Below are 15,350 nucleotides of genomic sequence, written 5' to 3' on the forward strand. Positions count from 1 at the left end.
ATTATAATCAGCTAGAGAACACTTAACTTTGGAGGAAGATTCGATGAGAAAATGGACGCGGCTTATTGGTTTGCTTGTGTTAGCACTTACAATTGTTTTTCCAACGGCAATATTGGCTGATGAAGGGGTAACGACAAGGGCACAAATTGTTTCAGGGGTAAGTTTCAGAGATCAAGCTAGTACATCTAGCAATGTCATTCGTTTATTGAAAACAAAAGAAATCGTTACTGTCACGGATTATGTAACGACGAATTGGTACAAAATCAAGGATGTGCAAGGTGTAAGCGGATATGTTTCGACAAATAGTAAATACATAAAAATAATCAGCAATGCTAAAATCATCTATGGTGTTAACTTTCGAACACTTCCTTCTTCAGAAACCGGCTCCAAAGTGATTCGGATGCTCACTAAAGGGGAACAAGTTCTCGTGACTGATAAAGTCAATGACGGTTGGTACAAAATCCAAGATGCTAATGGAATCAGAGGGTATGTTAGCACAAACAGTAAATACATAAGTACTGACTTTTCTGTAATCAAGCCGAATGTACCTCTAGCCGAAGAAATAGAAGCTGTTATTGCAGTTGGCAATGATTACTTAGGTACACCCTATGAATTTGGTTCAGTTCGCAATGATACGACTACTTTTGATTGCTCGGATTTCATTCAAACCATATTCTGGGATGCTCTTCGCTTCTCCGTTCCAAGTGATTCTGGGGCACAAGGCAATTACGTTAAATCGCTAGGTCCCGTTGTTACGAAGTGGACAAATTTGAAGCGCGGAGACCTAATGTTCTTCAGCAGCTACAAAGGGAACAAAGCTTCAGATTATGATAATGTGAATGTGCTTACAGAACCAATCACTCATGTTGGCCTTTACTTAGGAAATGGGAATTTGCTGCATACGTATTCGATTGAATCAGGCGGAGTTCGTATCGACACGATCGCCGGGAAGCAATGGGAAAATCGCTTCTTGTACGGTGGCAGCGTTTTACGATAAGTATGGTTCGATCAGAGGAACTTTGCCATATACTATAGATAGGGGCGGATGCATCGACCAGCATCCGCTTCTTCCTGATTCTAAGGAGAAAGGAAGAACCTTATCTTTGAAACCTTCGACGACGAGCCAACCACTGGAATTTCGGAACACAACGGAAAGAGGACTTGACCTGGACACCGTTCACGAGCGTATTCTCCATTTCATGCGTCAAGACCCTGTAGCTACCTACAAATTTATTATTGGTACAGATTGTCAGGTACACACAGGTCATACAAAATTCATTACCGGTGTAGTCATCCAACGATTAGGAAAAGGAGCGTGGGCGTGCTATCGTCAAGTCATCGTTCACCGATCCTTACACTCGATTAAAGAAAAACTTTCGATGGAAACTGCTTTGAGCGAGGAGATCGCGATGTACTTTGATGAGTCTAAGCGGCAGGATATGGAAAATATTATTCTTCCTCATCTGTATCAAGGCGCCTCATTCGATATGTTTATTCATATTGATGCCGGGGATGATGAGAAAAAGAACCGGACGGCGAAATTCGTCCAAGAGATGGTACGGCGTGTGGAATCGGTCGGCATGGTTCCTGTGATTAAACCGGATTGTTATGTGGCTTCGGCTTACGCTAATCGATTTTCGAAGAAGCCTTATCAGCCTGTTAATGATGACCGCGAGGTCATCGATGGCATTCTATAGCATAAATAAGAACCGTTAGTTCAAAGTGGTCACATGGATCAATAGAGCTGACGGTTTTGTTTAAATACATCGGATTAACTGTTTGATGATATAAAAAAAGGATTTTCACAACTTCTTAGCGAAATATTGCTGTTACAGCTTTAGAGAGAGGGGAGATCCCATTGAGCAAAACATTTATTATTGAAGCAGTTATGCTAGCTGTGCATGGTCAGTTAATGCTGCCAGAACAGCCTGTTACTTATATAATCCCTTATACCAGTATACAAGAGCTATATGAGCTTCAGACAGGCAGCGAACCGATCATGTTAGAGGAAGACGACGACGGATTTGTGAAGCAAATGATTGGTGAGCTGATTGCTTTCTTCGAGGAATCCTTTAATAAGAAAAAAATTGAAAAAGCGCTATCCGTTCCATGGCGGAAAAGTCCCCCTTTGCCAATCAATGAGCATGTCACCTTAATGGTTGTGTTTGCGATCGATAATGAGGAATATGGCGACCAATTCGACCCGATAGAAACGGAATTAATACTTACTGGGATCAAAGAGCAAGCTGCTCTGTTAACGGATCAGTTGGATTTCATTGAGCGGCTTGTTGAAGCAGGGATTCCAGTTGAAGCTTTTGATGTGGAGGATTTCGAATTCGCGGTAGAAGGTGACAATCAGGTTTAATGAGAGGGAGCTGAAGGCTGCATAAACATAGCTCTAAACTTATTCTGTCGTGGTGCTTAGGTAGTGCGAAATCCACTGTATTATTAAATGAAAAAATGGTTCACAAGCCTAAGCGTAAATGTAATTGCGGTTGTGGAAAATGTAAGTAAAACTTAGCAGCTGTCGAAGCGATTCGGCAGTTTTTTTATTTGCTGAAGGAAGTCGAGAAAAGCATAACTAACCTCGAGGTAAGTAAGACACGTTTTTTTCAGTTCTTTTTTTGTTGGTCTGGTTAGCCTATACTAGTACATATGAAGCCATTTCACTGGTGAAACTTTGCTGGATACTTGCAACGTTAGTTTTCAGCAAAACATTTAAGGAGGATAACATGGTCTATCAAGCAAGTTCAACTCGCTATGCAGAAATGAAATATAATCGTTCAGGTAAATCGGGTCTAAAGCTTCCGGCTATTTCATTGGGTCTGTGGCACAATTTCGGTGGCTTGGATATTCATGAAAACGGGAAAGCTATGCTGCTTCGCGCTTTTGATTTAGGAATTACCCACTTTGATCTCGCTAATAACTACGGTCCGCCTCCGGGGTCAGCAGAGGAAATGTTCGGTAAGGTGCTGAAAAGCGACTTGGCCGCGTACCGTGATGAGTTGATCATCTCAACGAAAGCTGGTTATCACATGTGGGAAGGTCCTTATGGAGAGTGGGGTTCTAAGAAATATCTGGTTTCCAGCTTAGATCAAAGTTTGAAAAGGATGGGACTGGAATACGTAGATATTTTCTATTCCCACAGACCGGATCCTAACACTCCCTTCGAGGAAACTATGGCTGCACTGGATTTAGTTGTTCGTCAAGGTAAGGCTCTGTATGTAGGTCTTTCCAGCTATACGGCTGAGCAAACGAGAGAAGCTGTAACCATTCTGAAAGGTTGGGGGACACCACTTGTGATTCATCAGCCATCCTACAGTATGTTGAATCGTTGGATCGAGAATGGCCTGCAGGATGTACTGGATGAGTTTGGCGTAGGCAGTATTGCATTTTGTCCGCTTGCACAAGGTTTGCTGACGAACAAGTATGTGAACGGCATTCCAAGCGATTCTCGCGCGAGTGGAAAGAGTCAATCCCTAAACACGAAAGATATTACGGAAGATAAAATTGCTCAAATTAATCAACTGAATGAGTTGGCAAGCAGTCGTGGCCAAAGCTTAGCGCAAATGGCACTAGCTTGGGTTCTTCGCGGCGAACGAGTAACGTCCGCGTTGATTGGTGCAAGCCGTGTCTCTCAGATTGAGGAGAATGTAGCTGCACTGAAAAATCTAGAGTTCGCTCCAGAAGAGCTAGCCAAAATTGAAAAAATCCTGAAATAATCTTCAGGATTCCAATCGTTTATCAATTGCTTGGGACATTGTTTTATCCGTGAGATGCGCGTAGATTTGTGTTGTTTCCGGAGATGCGTGTCCTAGCTGCTCTTGCGTTTTATACAAGTCATTCTGTAAGTAGTAATCTGTGGCGAATGAGTGCCGCAGTTTATGAACGGACAAGTATGGCTTGCCAAAGCGTTTTGCGTATTTGATAACGAGTTCTTGTATAGCCCGCTTCGTCATGCGTTCGCCTTCTTTTTTGCCATTTGCTATGGCAAGGAAGAGGGCTTTTTCTTTTTTGACCGGCTTATATCGCGTTTGTCGGATAGCAATATAGTCCGTTAGCGCTTGAATCGCTTCATTTCGGAAATAGACAGGGGTTTTGAACGTATCATCGTTCTTACCTTTGCGATACACGTAGGTTAGCTTCTTCTTGAGGTCAATATCATCAACATTCAGATTGAATACCTCGGATACACGAAGCCCCGAATTTAGAATGAGTGTAATGATGCAAGTATCTCTTATTTTGTTCAGCTCATAGGAATAGAGAGCTTGTTTGTTCTTAGCTACATCGTGCTCGTACCCATGCTGCACATATTCGATAAATTCAACGATTTCCTCTTCCTGTAGCAGCTTGCCCTCAAGCTTCGCGGCACTGTCCTTGGGCCTATGCGATCGCTTAATTTCCACCTTGGCCATGACATTGCGCTTCAGAAGCGGGTAGAAATTCTCGTCTTCTGCAATTTGGCTTAAATAATGGAACAAGGAACGCAGCGCGGATAGCTTGCGGTTAATCGTGGTCTTCACGTTAGCTTGTGCTTTGCGTGTAGCAAGGAACATTCGGAAGTTATCCACGCTGTCCATATGTAATTTTTCCAGATCCTCCAGAGGAACTTGGTTCATTGCCGGGGCAGTGCTTAATCCTTCGGCCAACAGCCAGGATAGAAAGATTTCGTAATCACGGACATATTCCAATAAGGAAGATGGAGAGAGGTCTGGCAGCTTGTAATTGATAAATTTCTCTATATACCATGGCATGGAGGGGATTTTTTTCTCTAATTCATTGCGATCTTTGACTTTAATAATGTTCATATGTAGCGTCACCTCACGAGCTCTTCTTGCTGTAAGTATAGCAGTGGGTAATGGAAATTGGTAGAATTTACACCAAACTATTTGGCTCGCTTGAACGTCCTAACACTTACACGGCTAATTCTTAGTACGCGCGGGCAAAAGGAGCGTCTTTAATCTCATGACGATGAACGGCAAGTTTGAAAACATACTTATTGCATGTATAACGGAACATAAAGAAAATGTGTATCGTTTAGCTTACAGCTATGTAAAAAATTCGGAGGATGCACTTGATATTGTTCAAGACTCTATACATAAGGCATTTGCTTCTTCAGATTCACTAAGGAACACAGCATCCATAAAGAGTTGGTTTTATAGGATTGTGGTGAATACCTCGTTAGATTTCTTGAGGAAGCATAAGAGGATTCAAGTGGTTGATGAGACTATGTTGGAATCATTTGCCCAAGGTAGTGAAGACGTCTATTCCAATATTGATCTGGAAAAGGCGCTGGATGAATTGCCAACGATGTATCGCAGTATCATTACACTTAGGTATTTTGAAGATTTGAAGATTGATGAGATCGCTGATGTTTTAAAAGAAAATAGCAGTACGATAAAAACACGATTGTATCAAGCCCTCCGATTACTCCGGATTAAAATGATCGATGAAAAGCTAGAGGAGGTAAAATAACATGGATAGGAAATTAGAACAAATGAAACAACAATACATGGATATACCGATTCCTGAAGAACTGGATTTTATCGTTAACAAAGCCATTAAACAAAATAAAAAGAGAAAAAGTAACGTCAAATGGATTTCTGCTGTTGCTGCAGCGGGCATCCTATTTGTGACAGGCATCAATACCAGTCCATCCTTTGCCCATGCTTTATCGGAAGTGCCTTTAGTAGGGAACCTAATCAAGGTGCTAACTTTTAGAGAATATAAGTTCAATGATGGATCCTATCAAGCTAAGTTAGCAGTGCCTGCAATTACGAATTTAGAAAATAAAACTTTAGAGGATACCCTGAATAACAAATACCTGGAAGAAGGTAAGAAACTGTATAGTGATTTCATGGCTGAAATGGAAAGTTTGAAGCAAAAAGGCGGCGGCGGTCACTTAGGTGTAAATAGCGGATATGTCGTTAAAACCGATAATGATCAAATCTTCGCTGTGGGCAAATACGTGGTAAATACGGTCGGTTCTTCCTCGACAACATTTAAATACGACACAATCGACAAAAAGAAACAACTACTCATTACATTGCCAAGTTTGTTCATAGATGATCGCTATATCGGTGTGATCAGCGAGAATATTAAAGAACAGATGAAGGGACAGATGAAACAGGACCAGCAAAAGATTTATTGGGTTGAGGGTGTTCCTAATGAAATCAATTCTTATTTCAAAACGATTAACAAAGATCAAAGCTTCTACATCAATACGAACGGACAGCTGGTCATATCTTTTCAAAAATACGAGGTTGCTCCCGGTTACATGGGGATTGTTGAATTTGTCATTCCAACAAATGTGTTGTCCGATATTTTGAGTAGTAGGGATGAATATATTCGTTGAATTTGAGCGGATAAGAATAAAAAAAGGATGTTTTACTAAAATTAATCGGGTATGGAAAATTCAGCTGGGGGTACCTCTATGCCACTACAAGATCAACTAAACCAGAATCAAAGTCAACAAAGTATTGAGCAGATTAAATTAGCCGCGGAAAAAGCTGAGCAAGCTGCTCAACAGACCCTGCAAGTAGCTCAAGAAATTCACACGCAGGCGACTGAAGCCGCACTGACTGAGGCAGAAAAGCAGGTACAACAGCTCCAAGGGCAAATTAAGCAGGCCCAGCAAAAGTCGGCCGAATTAAAACAGGAATTACAATCAACACAACAGTCCGAATAAGTGAATTATTAAAAAAGGTTTTGCTTCTCGGGTTGGCCTCATAAAATGTTACACAAAAAAAGTCTGTGCCTTGTGCCTTGGCAACAGGCTTTTTTGTGCTTGCTTTGGGTCGCAAAAAATGTGTTGTCTGTACATGACATACTGTGTTAATATGTGGAAAATAAACGGAAGGGCTTCTAGGGATCCGAACCTATGAAGGGTGGCGAACCGAGCGAAGCCGACACGGGCAAAGACGTGTTACACCGTAAGGGATAAAAGACCTTCGGAAAGTTCCGCCTGTTTAGGCGAAACGGACTGAGGTCTTTTTTGCTTTAATGAAATAAAGGGCGGTGGATACAGAAATGACTTCGATACGTGTAGAGCAATTGGGGAAATCATTTCGTCTCAAGAAGAAAGAAGAAGGCTTTATGGGGAGTGTCAGATCGCTGATAAGGCCGGAATACGAAGAGAAGTCAGCCGTCGAGGGCATTGTTCTCGGTCCAGCAAGGAGAGACGCTTGCCTTTCTCGGGCCGAATGGTGCCGGTAAATCAACGACGATCAAGATGCTGACGGGTATCCTTCACCCAACAACAGGTCAGGCCGAGGTTCTGGGCTGCTGTCCATGGAAGGAGCGGACGAAGCTGAGCTATCGGATCGGCTCCGTTTTCGGACAAAAGTCGCAGTTGTGGTATCATTTACCTCCCATCGACACGTTTGAGCTGATGAGCCGTATTTATGAGCTGCGGCGCAGCGAATATGTACGACGGCGCGACGACCTTATTGAACGATTTGAACTGGGGCCTTATTTGCATACGGCCGTTCGCAAGTTGTCCTTAGGTGAACGCATGCGCTGTGAGATTGCCGTCTCATTGATGCACCGTCCACAGATCTTGTTTCTTGATGAGCCTACGATAGGGCTAGACGTCGTCGTTAAACAGCGCATTCGTGAACTCATCCTCGAGTTAAAGCGTGAGGCGGGGACAACGATTTTCCTTACGTCTCATGATGCTGGTGATATCGAGCGGCTTTGTGATCGGGCGATTGTTATCAATCATGGCCGTATTGTTTTCGATGACCGTGTTGACTTGATGAAGCAGCGGTTTTTGACACATAAAACAGTTCGTCTTGTTCTCGAAGAGGAACCTGAAGCTATGGAACTTAAAGGGGTGAAGGTACTTGAGCGAAGTGGTGCGAGACTTTCTCTCTCCGTAGATACAGAGCTCACTACGATTGAAGCTGCTTTGTCCAAGATCATGGCTGGACATAGAATTGTCGATGTAACGGTTGAAGATCCGCCAATGGAGGATATCATCACGCGCATGTACGGGGACTTCGGTAAGGAGGCGAATGGTCATGAGCAGCTGGAGCAAATCGGTTAAATATGCTTTCATCGGTAAAATCACGCTGCGCAATCAATTCGCTTATGTGGCCGATTTTATCATCCGGTCGTTATTTCTGCTGTTGATCCTTTATATTTTTCTTCAGCTTTGGCAGACGACATTTCACGGTGAAGGAACGGAAACCATCGCTGGCTTCAGCTTTAAGCAGATCATGTGGTATCTGGTTATAACGGAAGCGATGATCCTTGCCTGCCCAAGTCTCTGCTCTCGAATTGAGGAAGAAGTGAAAAGCGGGGATATCGTGTTTAAGTTTGTCCGCCCTGTCAGCTTTGTTGTGTTTCATTATGTTGAGTACATGAGTGAAGCCGCGATTCGTTTCGTTGTCAACGCGACGATTGGCGGCATTCTGGGGCTAATTATTATTGGACCGCCTGCTTTTGGTTTCGGGTTAGTGTGGCTGCCTATTGTGGTATGGTTCGGCTTCACAGTTAATTTCATGTTGAATATGGTTTTAGCGCTTTGCTCTTTCTGGGTAGAGGAGACACGCGGATTGGAATTTGTATATAACAAATTTTTATTTACGATTGGCGGCATGCTGATGCCGCTCGAGTTATTTCCGGACGTACTGCAGCGGGTAGGCTACTGGCTGCCGTTTCAAGCTATTGTCTACATTCCGGCGAAAACAGCGGTAGCCTTTGATGCAAATAAACTGGCAGGCGCGCTTACTACGCAACTGATATGGGTGCTTTTTATTGGCGTTATCGTTTCTATGGTCTATAGGAAAGGAGTGAAAAAGCTCAATGTTAATGGTGGATAACAGCAAAATGACACCTATGAGTGAAATTGGTCAGCCAGGCAAGCATTGGCGCTTACTTCGCTTCGTCTGGCAATGCTGGAAGCTAAATCTTGCGGGAGCCATGGAGTTTCGGATGAGCTTCCTGCTCACGGCCGGCATGATGGTCATCAATAATGTCGTGTGGATTGTGTTCTGGGGGATTTATTTCGGGAGGTTCCCCGTCTTGAATGGATGGGAACTGAGGGATGTAATGATGCTATGGGCAATAGCAGCTGGAGGGTTTGGGGTAATGGCGACGTTATTCGGTAACGCGATGCGAATCTCGAATCTCATCGCGACGGGACAACTTGATATTTATTTAACTCAGCCGAAGCCTGTGTTGCTTCATGTGCTCATTAGCCGTATGTCGGTTAGCGCAATTGGAGATGTTCTATTCGCACTATTGATATATGTGGCATTTGGAGATAAATCGTGGATTGGATTTGTTAAGTTTGCGCTAGCGATTGTGCTTTCGACGCTGATATTCTTATTTTTTCACGGTTATCGTTAATTGTCTTGCCTTCTGGATAGGCAATGCAGATGGGCTGAGTTTTCAGCTATATAATGGCCTCCTAACATTCACTACGTATCCAACTAGCATATTTCGGGGGTTAGGAAAAATCGTGTTATTTACGGTGTTGCCAGCGGGATTCATTAGCTACTTACCAATTGGGCTTTTACGTCATGCGGACATACCGTTTATTACAGGAGCCATCGCCGTGACCGTGCTGCTTTGTTTGGGAGGGATAACTTTGTTTTACCGAGGACTCCGGAGATACGCTTCTGGGAATATGATGGGGCTTCGGCGTTAATAGGTAGAAGGGACAAAAGTGAGAGATGGGCGTCCGTACTTCGGTGCTTACTTCAAAAAGTGTATGGCGATGTAAATCACGAGTAAATGGACTGTAAATCCAGAATAGGGATAAGCTGCATACAGTTGACGCATGCTATATAAGTGGGTAGCCACTAAGAAGTAACAAAGGAGTTTGATAACTATGTCGCGACGCCGACGTGGGCAACAGCCTAACATGCAAAGCCAGCCTTATGGAATGACGAATTCACAGCTTGATCCAAACCCTAATTACAGTAATGCAGTCGAGCCTGTACACAATGAGAACTTTGCCTGGAATGGTCAACCGATACCAAATGTCCAAATGTACCAACAAGCTGGACAGGGGGGGCAGCAGCCTTTCATTCCTCAAGCTCGCAATAATCAAAATCAGACATTTCAAGGTGGAATGCCTGCTCCAGGTTCTTCAGGCAACATGAATGCTGAATATGGTATCCGTAATACAGGTATAAACCATGCGGATGCGCGGAATGTAGGGTTTCAAGGGGGATACACCGGCTATAGTCCGAATGGTCAGCCTACACAATACGGTACATTTATGCGGGATGGAACTCAGTATGGCGCAGGTCCACACACCATAGACCCTAATAAGGCTATTATTCAATCTGTCCATTATGGCGATGGCGGCATCAGTGCGGTTCAATTCCAGGATGGCAGGGTGGTAGACATCGCGGGTGCCATTGCAATGACAGAGGCAGGTTTAATAGAAGATGTGAATACCGGCAGAAATCGTGAAGGTCAAAAAACGCTAAGATCTTATCCGGATGGCGATCCGAGCAACAATTTATCCAATTTACCTCGATTTTAATCGATTTTACCCTATCTTAGCAGTTTGCCTTGGGGCAAACTGTTCTTTTTTATGAAAACACACAAAAAAAGCCACCATTACAACCCGGCAGCTTTAGCTCTCTGTTGAGAGATCATATATTAGCATTCTATTGAATGCGGTTACAAATTATTTTTTAAATCCTTCCAGATACTTGAGAACAACTCCGAGTGCGCCGAGGTAATAAGCGATTAATAATAAAAAGCCTGTTGGATCAAGGGACATCATGTTGGAAAGTAAAAATAATGGGAACACATAATACAGCAAGTCACGCAGATAAGCTAGAAACGGTGAACTGGAGAAGGAACCAGCTTTGAGTGATTTGTATAAGCCAAACAAAAAGTTTAGGCCCATAAAACCAAGAACTATCAACATCGAATAGAGCATCCAACCCGTAAGTGCAAGTGTCATTTAAATTCACCTCCCCGTAGTAGGAAGATTTACTTCTGCTTTATCATATGTTGCAGCATGACAAGTCGTACTAGGGCGTTACGCACATTTTAATAAAAAAATAACATTGTTTACAAAATAATAGTTATGTAAACAAAATTCAAAGCTGCATGTTGTTCCTATAAAAAAGCGGTGAGACACCAACGTATTTTTTGAATAAACGGGAGAAGTAAAAGACATCTCTATAACCAAGTGAATCTGCGATCTCCTTAACGGTGTTGTCTGTATTAAGTAGAATGTTTTTGGCCTCAGCAATTTTCAAACGGTGAATATAAGCATTCAGTGGGTAGCCGGTATATTCGCTTACGACCCTGCGGAGAGTGGAGACTGAGATATGGTGCCTTTTTGCAATACTCTTCGCGTCAAAAGGCTGAAATAACGAATCGCCGAGGTCGTCCATGAGGTCGATCACTTGCTGCGTTTTCGTCGTTTCGGTTGGCACTTGTGCTTTAAGCATAAATTCAAAAAGCAAGGATTCCAGCAGTAAAGCAGCACGATCGATGTTATCGGGCAAACCGCTTTCCATGAGCATGAAGATGCGCTCGATCCGATTGTGCTGGGTAGCGTCTTCATGACCGACCTGTTTCGCCAGATCCACTTGTGTGAGCCAACTACTAAGCCATTCCTCAATTCGGTTTCCCTCGAATGTGAAATAATACTCATCCCAATAACCGTCCGCATCAGGTCCATAATTATAAACGACGCCAGGTCGAAGGAAGAGCAGACTGCCGCTTTCAACGCGTTGAACGGCGCCATCATCTACTTGATAGGAGCCTTTTCCACCGGCTAGATAAATAAATGCCCATTTCTCGAACGTCGAATGATGTCGAAAGGATATTCGTCCAGGAAGATGTCCAACGTTAAGGATAATCAAGGATTGCAGCTTGAGCTTACTTGAATCAATGGGCAGTGTAATGATCCGAAGCGGATAAGGACTGATCATAAAGTCCATGAATTTTGGCATATCGTACATTCCTTCCGTACTAACTGCATGGTATCGTTGATAAAGTGTGAAAATGGAACGTGAACTATTCTCATTCTATATGATTAATGAATCCATGGAAACTATACAATTCCCTACTTTTTGAGTAAGGCTGATTTGTCTGAGAGATGAACTAGCTCAAATTGGCCCAGTCATCTGGGTTCTTATGAATAGCTGAGCTTATTGAGTGCCCAAATTTTTACTTTTAATTTTTTTGCAAAATGTAATCGTGGTGCTGTGTCTGGAAGGTCGATCCCAAAAGATAAAGGGAGGGTGTTGACGCTTATAAAAGCTTCAGCCGATTGTAATGGCCATGGTTCATGATCAATTTCTCCCCGATATACATTTCCACGGCTGTTTTCTAAATGTCCTTACTTGCGATGGGGAATAGGGGCAAAATATGTTATAATGAAGCACAATTAGGAAAGAAAGCAGGCGACCTATACAGCATGAATGGCCAAAATCGTAAAGATGTGATTCCGGGAATTGAAGTCAATATTGTGTTGAAGCAAGACCAACGAAGCGGGAAGTTAACGCGGGGGATTGTGAAAGATTTATTAACGAATTCACCGACCCATCCGCATGGTATTAAGGTAAGACTTGCAGATGGACAGGTTGGACGGGTCAAAGAAATATTATCGCCGTCAAGGTGAATATAACTTAGGGGGAGCTAAGGATGGCGAAGGCAAAGGTAGCTAAAAGACCAACGCGGGATGAATTTGTACTGGAAGAGATCGGAAATCAATTGTCAGAAGCCAAACAGGAGAATTCTGAGATTGTCCTTACCGTGTGGGGCCGTCAAGAGTCTGTACGGGGAATCATCGCGACAATGGATTCACGTACGGGTCGAGTACATATTCAAACTAGCAACGGCGAGATTGATAAAGTGCCGTTCATGGATATTATGAAAGTTGAATACCCGCGGGATTAAGACAGGGCAAACGGTGAATACGCTTATTCCTTCATAAACGGGATAAGCGCTATTTGGCCGTTTAAACCTATATCAAAATTGCACTAAATCTATATTTAACGCAACTTAGATTGTAACGGACGGAGTGAACACGATTGGGACTGGAATATGAGTATGATGATGAGTATTTGGAGCTATTTGATTCGTGGATGAAGGATCAAGGCTTTACAAAACGAACACAACAAGCTTATTTAGGTGATGTCCGGTTATTTCTTACTTCTGTGGAGAAGTCTTTGTCAATTATCGAAGCTTTAGATATTATGCGCTTCTTGACGAAAATGCGGCAGGGCGGAGTTGGTGATTCTGCTCGGAATCGGTATTTGTCGTCGATTCGGACATTTTTCGCAGCCCTGATTGAGCTTCAAATTGTGCAGAGTAATCCGTCACTCAACGTTAAGAAATCAAAAGTCGAAAAAAATCAAATTCCAACATATCTCAGTGAGCAGCTGCTGTCTGTGTTTCTGCAATCGATCGAGGGAAAGTACCAGATTAGGAATGTAGCGATGTTTCTGTTGATGAGTTATGCGGGCTTGCGTGTCAGTGAATTACATCGATTGAATATCGCTGATTTCAACCGTTCAACGAACACGCTGCAAGTATTTGGTAAAGGACGGAAATGGCGTGTCATCCCGCTTCCCGGTGAATTAGTTAAAGTTTTGAATAAAGCGCTGATCGAGCGTCTGGATACAAGGAGCTCCTTTGAACAGCCTTTCTTTGTGTCACAATTCGGCCGACGGATAAGTATACGCATGATTCAAACGATAGCAGAGAAGCATTTCGGGGAACTGAAAAAGCATTATAATGAACTTCAAGGGAAGTCGATCTCTAGCCACAAGCTTCGGCATACGTTTGCCACGATGCAGGTTCTTGCTGGGACGGACATTCGAACCCTGCAGGAATTATTGGGGCATGCGAGCATTCAGACCACACAGATTTACACACACGTAGGTGATAAACAAAAGCAGGAAGCGATGAATCGGGTTTCGGCGTTTATACCAGTGGGTATAGGAATATAGAATTTATTTACATAACATTAGATATGTTAACAAATTAGTCAAAGACACTAAAAAAAGAACATCTTGCTGTCCATTATTACAGTAAGAAGCGAGTAGGGGGATTTCCTCCTAATGCGGCTAACCCTGACTCCATAACCAGACAGGGTTGTTTTTATTTTCAATTTTACACTCTGTCAACTATAGAGCCTAATTTCAGAACACTTTGTATATTGTAAAAGGTGACGGAAGTTATATAATATAACATATACAGTCACTATTATTTACAAATACATAACGCCATATCGAAGTTGAGATGAGGAGGGACACAATGAATTCAGATCTTTCCCAGCAGAAAGTGGAAATATCGGTGGATAGCGTCTCTATGGTATTCGGGAAGAAAGGGAGGCAAGTGACTGTACTCCAGGATATATCGTTCGGTGTATGGCAAAATGAATTCGTATCCTTACTGGGTCCTTCGGGTTGTGGCAAATCAACGCTGCTGCGGTTAATGGCATACCTTTCAAAGTCAGTTGAACATACGCTAACTCCCTGTATGGTTGCTTCTCAAATGGTGCCAATCATCGGCCTTGCACCGATCTTGTACGGCATCCTTCATGATCCGAGCCTTTCGCGGATCGTTTGGCAGGTTATGTGACATTCTTTCCTGTCACGATTAACTCTCTTCGCGGGCTGTGCAGCCTGTGCAGCTGGAGCTCATGCGCTCCCTAGCTGTTCGACTTGGCACAACTACCTTAAGCTCAAGCTGCCGTCTGCACTGCCAGGGCTGTTCGCCGGACTCAAGATATTAGCACCGCTTGCGATCACAGCTTCCATCATCGTAGAACTGATAGGAGCTCCTGATGGGATAGGTGTGCAGCCAGACTTCCGAGAAGGCAGAAGGGGAAGCGTATGAAGGAAGTCACACTTTAAGACCAAGTGACCTTGTTTGGCAGTGCGAGGGGATTCATAAATTGTTTAGCTTGGCGGTATCAGCTGCCAGCAGGTAGCGGCGGTATTTCCATCATGGCCTCACTCAATGCTGTCCCATTTGTGGCGCTTGCTCCTAGGATGAACAATTGGTTGGGAGATGGCGTTGCCTCCAGAATAGGGATCGTATTGGAGTTAATGACTTCTTATGCGGCCAGCGCAAGACAGCTTTTTCTTAAATTAAGATTACCTAAAGCCTTACCGGCAATCTTTTCGGCATTCAAAATCAATATGTCTACAAGTATCATCGGTGCGATTGTGGGAGAATTTTTCATTGCCTCACGAGGGTTAGGCTATTTGCTTTCGGAACAAATCCGCTTGGCCAATATGCCCTTAGCATGGGCCTGTATTGTTATCGCAGCAATCCTTGGCATCGCGCTTTATACGATCATTCAACTCCTAGAAAAACGCTTGATACCATGGGCAGTTTCACAACGCTGATCAAAA

21 protein-coding genes and 1 pseudogene are annotated in these 15,350 nt (G+C 43.3%); 18 read left to right on the forward strand and 4 right to left on the reverse strand.

What is annotated here, in order from left to right; genetic code table 11:
* Positions 1–43 precede the first annotated feature (43 nt).
* The 4 genes from BLT91_RS03820 (at position 44) to mgrA (ending at position 3,722) form a co-directional block, all read left to right on the forward strand.
* Positions 44–997 (forward strand): C40 family peptidase, encoded by a 954-nt coding sequence (locus BLT91_RS03820; protein WP_090816748.1) that lies wholly within the window; start codon positions 44–46, stop codon positions 995–997.
* 106 nt (positions 998–1,103) lie between these two features.
* Complete coding sequence (locus BLT91_RS03825; protein WP_254776764.1) at positions 1,104–1,697, forward strand: ribonuclease H-like YkuK family protein; 594 nt, start codon at positions 1,104–1,106, stop codon at positions 1,695–1,697.
* Positions 1,698–1,858: 161 nt separating this feature from the next.
* Positions 1,859–2,365: an ADP-heptose synthase gene (locus BLT91_RS03830; protein ID WP_090816753.1), complete on the forward strand. Its 507-nt coding sequence runs from the start codon at positions 1,859–1,861 to the stop codon at positions 2,363–2,365.
* A 367-nt stretch (positions 2,366–2,732) separates the two neighbouring features.
* Complete coding sequence (gene mgrA / locus BLT91_RS03835; protein ID WP_090816756.1) at positions 2,733–3,722, forward strand: L-glyceraldehyde 3-phosphate reductase; 990 nt, start codon at positions 2,733–2,735, stop codon at positions 3,720–3,722.
* 3 nt (positions 3,723–3,725) lie between these two features.
* Here mgrA and xerS read toward each other — a convergent pair whose 3' ends face one another.
* Positions 3,726–4,808: a tyrosine recombinase XerS gene (xerS, locus tag BLT91_RS03840; protein ID WP_090816760.1), complete on the reverse strand. Its 1,083-nt coding sequence runs from the start codon at positions 4,806–4,808 to the stop codon at positions 3,726–3,728.
* A gap of 163 nt (positions 4,809–4,971) precedes the next feature.
* Here xerS and BLT91_RS03845 point away from each other — a divergent pair, with 163 nt between their 5' ends.
* The 8 genes from BLT91_RS03845 (at position 4,972) to BLT91_RS32555 (ending at position 10,501) form a co-directional block, all read left to right on the forward strand.
* Positions 4,972–5,475, forward strand: a complete 504-nt coding sequence (locus BLT91_RS03845; RefSeq protein ID WP_090817272.1) for an RNA polymerase sigma factor — start codon at positions 4,972–4,974, stop codon at positions 5,473–5,475.
* Between the two features lies 1 nt (position 5,476).
* Positions 5,477–6,355: an anti-sigma-V factor RsiV gene (locus BLT91_RS03850; RefSeq protein WP_090816763.1), complete on the forward strand. Its 879-nt coding sequence runs from the start codon at positions 5,477–5,479 to the stop codon at positions 6,353–6,355.
* A gap of 78 nt (positions 6,356–6,433) precedes the next feature.
* A complete protein-coding gene (locus BLT91_RS03855; protein ID WP_090816766.1) occupies positions 6,434–6,688 on the forward strand; it encodes a hypothetical protein in 255 nt (84 codons plus the stop codon).
* Positions 6,689–7,156: 468 nt separating this feature from the next.
* Positions 7,157–8,047, forward strand: a complete 891-nt coding sequence (locus tag BLT91_RS03860; RefSeq protein WP_254776765.1) for an ABC transporter ATP-binding protein — start codon at positions 7,157–7,159, stop codon at positions 8,045–8,047.
* On the forward strand, positions 8,022–8,825 hold the full coding sequence (locus BLT91_RS03865; protein WP_090816768.1) for an ABC transporter permease: 804 nt from the start codon (positions 8,022–8,024) through the stop codon (positions 8,823–8,825). Before BLT91_RS03860 ends, BLT91_RS03865 begins: the two co-directional genes overlap by 26 nt.
* Positions 8,809–9,354, forward strand: coding sequence for an ABC-2 family transporter protein (locus BLT91_RS32545; RefSeq protein WP_254776766.1), 546 nt, complete (start codon positions 8,809–8,811; stop codon positions 9,352–9,354). Before BLT91_RS03865 ends, BLT91_RS32545 begins: the two co-directional genes overlap by 17 nt.
* A gap of 34 nt (positions 9,355–9,388) precedes the next feature.
* A complete protein-coding gene (locus tag BLT91_RS32550; RefSeq protein WP_254776791.1) occupies positions 9,389–9,655 on the forward strand; it encodes an ABC-2 family transporter protein in 267 nt (88 codons plus the stop codon).
* Between the two features lie 183 nt (positions 9,656–9,838).
* A complete protein-coding gene (locus BLT91_RS32555; RefSeq protein WP_254776767.1) occupies positions 9,839–10,501 on the forward strand; it encodes a DUF3892 domain-containing protein in 663 nt (220 codons plus the stop codon).
* Positions 10,502–10,648: 147 nt separating this feature from the next.
* Here BLT91_RS32555 and BLT91_RS03880 read toward each other — a convergent pair whose 3' ends face one another.
* The 3 genes and pseudogenes from BLT91_RS03880 to BLT91_RS33780 all read right to left on the reverse strand — a co-directional run.
* Positions 10,649–10,930: a hypothetical protein gene (locus tag BLT91_RS03880; RefSeq protein ID WP_090816770.1), complete on the reverse strand. Its 282-nt coding sequence runs from the start codon at positions 10,928–10,930 to the stop codon at positions 10,649–10,651.
* Between the two features lie 139 nt (positions 10,931–11,069).
* Positions 11,070–11,933 carry a helix-turn-helix transcriptional regulator gene (locus BLT91_RS03885; protein WP_254776768.1) on the reverse strand — a complete coding sequence of 288 codons (864 nt, stop codon included), beginning with the start codon at positions 11,931–11,933 and terminating at the stop codon, positions 11,070–11,072.
* A gap of 182 nt (positions 11,934–12,115) precedes the next feature.
* Positions 12,116–12,295: pseudogene (locus BLT91_RS33780) on the reverse strand (DUF2071 domain-containing protein); the annotation flags it as partial.
* A gap of 105 nt (positions 12,296–12,400) precedes the next feature.
* Between BLT91_RS33780 and BLT91_RS03895 the strand changes: the two are divergent.
* The 6 genes from BLT91_RS03895 to BLT91_RS03915 all read left to right on the forward strand — a co-directional run bounded on the left by BLT91_RS03895 (position 12,401) and on the right by BLT91_RS03915 (position 15,344).
* Positions 12,401–12,604, forward strand: a complete 204-nt coding sequence (locus BLT91_RS03895; RefSeq protein WP_056832733.1) for a YwbE family protein — start codon at positions 12,401–12,403, stop codon at positions 12,602–12,604.
* Positions 12,605–12,627: 23 nt separating this feature from the next.
* Positions 12,628–12,882, forward strand: coding sequence for a YolD-like family protein (locus BLT91_RS03900; RefSeq protein WP_090816773.1), 255 nt, complete (start codon positions 12,628–12,630; stop codon positions 12,880–12,882).
* Positions 12,883–13,016: 134 nt separating this feature from the next.
* Positions 13,017–13,937, forward strand: coding sequence for a tyrosine-type recombinase/integrase (locus BLT91_RS03905; RefSeq protein ID WP_090816776.1), 921 nt, complete (start codon positions 13,017–13,019; stop codon positions 13,935–13,937).
* A gap of 307 nt (positions 13,938–14,244) precedes the next feature.
* Positions 14,245–14,571, forward strand: a complete 327-nt coding sequence (locus BLT91_RS32245) for an ATP-binding cassette domain-containing protein (protein ID WP_217635172.1) — start codon at positions 14,245–14,247, stop codon at positions 14,569–14,571.
* 9 nt (positions 14,572–14,580) lie between these two features.
* Positions 14,581–14,829 (forward strand): ABC transporter permease subunit, encoded by a 249-nt coding sequence (locus tag BLT91_RS33785; RefSeq protein WP_368086771.1) that lies wholly within the window; start codon positions 14,581–14,583, stop codon positions 14,827–14,829.
* 110 nt (positions 14,830–14,939) lie between these two features.
* A complete protein-coding gene (locus BLT91_RS03915; protein WP_090817284.1) occupies positions 14,940–15,344 on the forward strand; it encodes an ABC transporter permease in 405 nt (134 codons plus the stop codon).
* Positions 15,345–15,350: the final 6 nt, after the last annotated feature.

This window comes from Paenibacillus sp. yr247 (genome assembly GCF_900103825.1).
Lineage (GTDB): Bacteria > Bacillota > Bacilli > Paenibacillales > NBRC-103111 > Paenibacillus_E.

Excerpts from the sequence above, each read along its gene's own strand:
- BLT91_RS03900 (WP_090816773.1), top strand. The coding sequence starts at position 12,628 with ATGGCGAAGGCAAAGGTAGCTAAAAGACCAACGCGGGATGAATTTGTA.
- BLT91_RS03865 (WP_090816768.1), top strand. The coding sequence starts at position 8,022 with ATGAGCAGCTGGAGCAAATCGGTTAAATATGCTTTCATCGGTAAAATC.
- BLT91_RS03885 (WP_254776768.1), bottom strand. The coding sequence starts at position 11,933 with ATGCCAAAATTCATGGACTTTATGATCAGTCCTTATCCGCTTCGGATC.
- BLT91_RS32555 (WP_254776767.1), top strand. The coding sequence starts at position 9,839 with ATGTCGCGACGCCGACGTGGGCAACAGCCTAACATGCAAAGCCAGCCT.
- mgrA (WP_090816756.1), top strand. The coding sequence starts at position 2,733 with ATGGTCTATCAAGCAAGTTCAACTCGCTATGCAGAAATGAAATATAAT.
- BLT91_RS03845 (WP_090817272.1), top strand. The coding sequence starts at position 4,972 with ATGAACGGCAAGTTTGAAAACATACTTATTGCATGTATAACGGAACAT.
- BLT91_RS03850 (WP_090816763.1), top strand. The coding sequence starts at position 5,477 with ATGGATAGGAAATTAGAACAAATGAAACAACAATACATGGATATACCG.
- xerS (WP_090816760.1), bottom strand. The coding sequence starts at position 4,808 with ATGAACATTATTAAAGTCAAAGATCGCAATGAATTAGAGAAAAAAATC.
- BLT91_RS03880 (WP_090816770.1), bottom strand. The coding sequence starts at position 10,930 with ATGACACTTGCACTTACGGGTTGGATGCTCTATTCGATGTTGATAGTT.
- BLT91_RS03895 (WP_056832733.1), top strand. The coding sequence starts at position 12,401 with ATGAATGGCCAAAATCGTAAAGATGTGATTCCGGGAATTGAAGTCAAT.
- BLT91_RS03820 (WP_090816748.1), top strand. The coding sequence starts at position 44 with ATGAGAAAATGGACGCGGCTTATTGGTTTGCTTGTGTTAGCACTTACA.
- BLT91_RS03855 (WP_090816766.1), top strand. The coding sequence starts at position 6,434 with ATGCCACTACAAGATCAACTAAACCAGAATCAAAGTCAACAAAGTATT.
- BLT91_RS32245 (WP_217635172.1), top strand. The coding sequence starts at position 14,245 with ATGAATTCAGATCTTTCCCAGCAGAAAGTGGAAATATCGGTGGATAGC.
- BLT91_RS32545 (WP_254776766.1), top strand. The coding sequence starts at position 8,809 with ATGTTAATGGTGGATAACAGCAAAATGACACCTATGAGTGAAATTGGT.
- BLT91_RS03915 (WP_090817284.1), top strand. The coding sequence starts at position 14,940 with ATGGCCTCACTCAATGCTGTCCCATTTGTGGCGCTTGCTCCTAGGATG.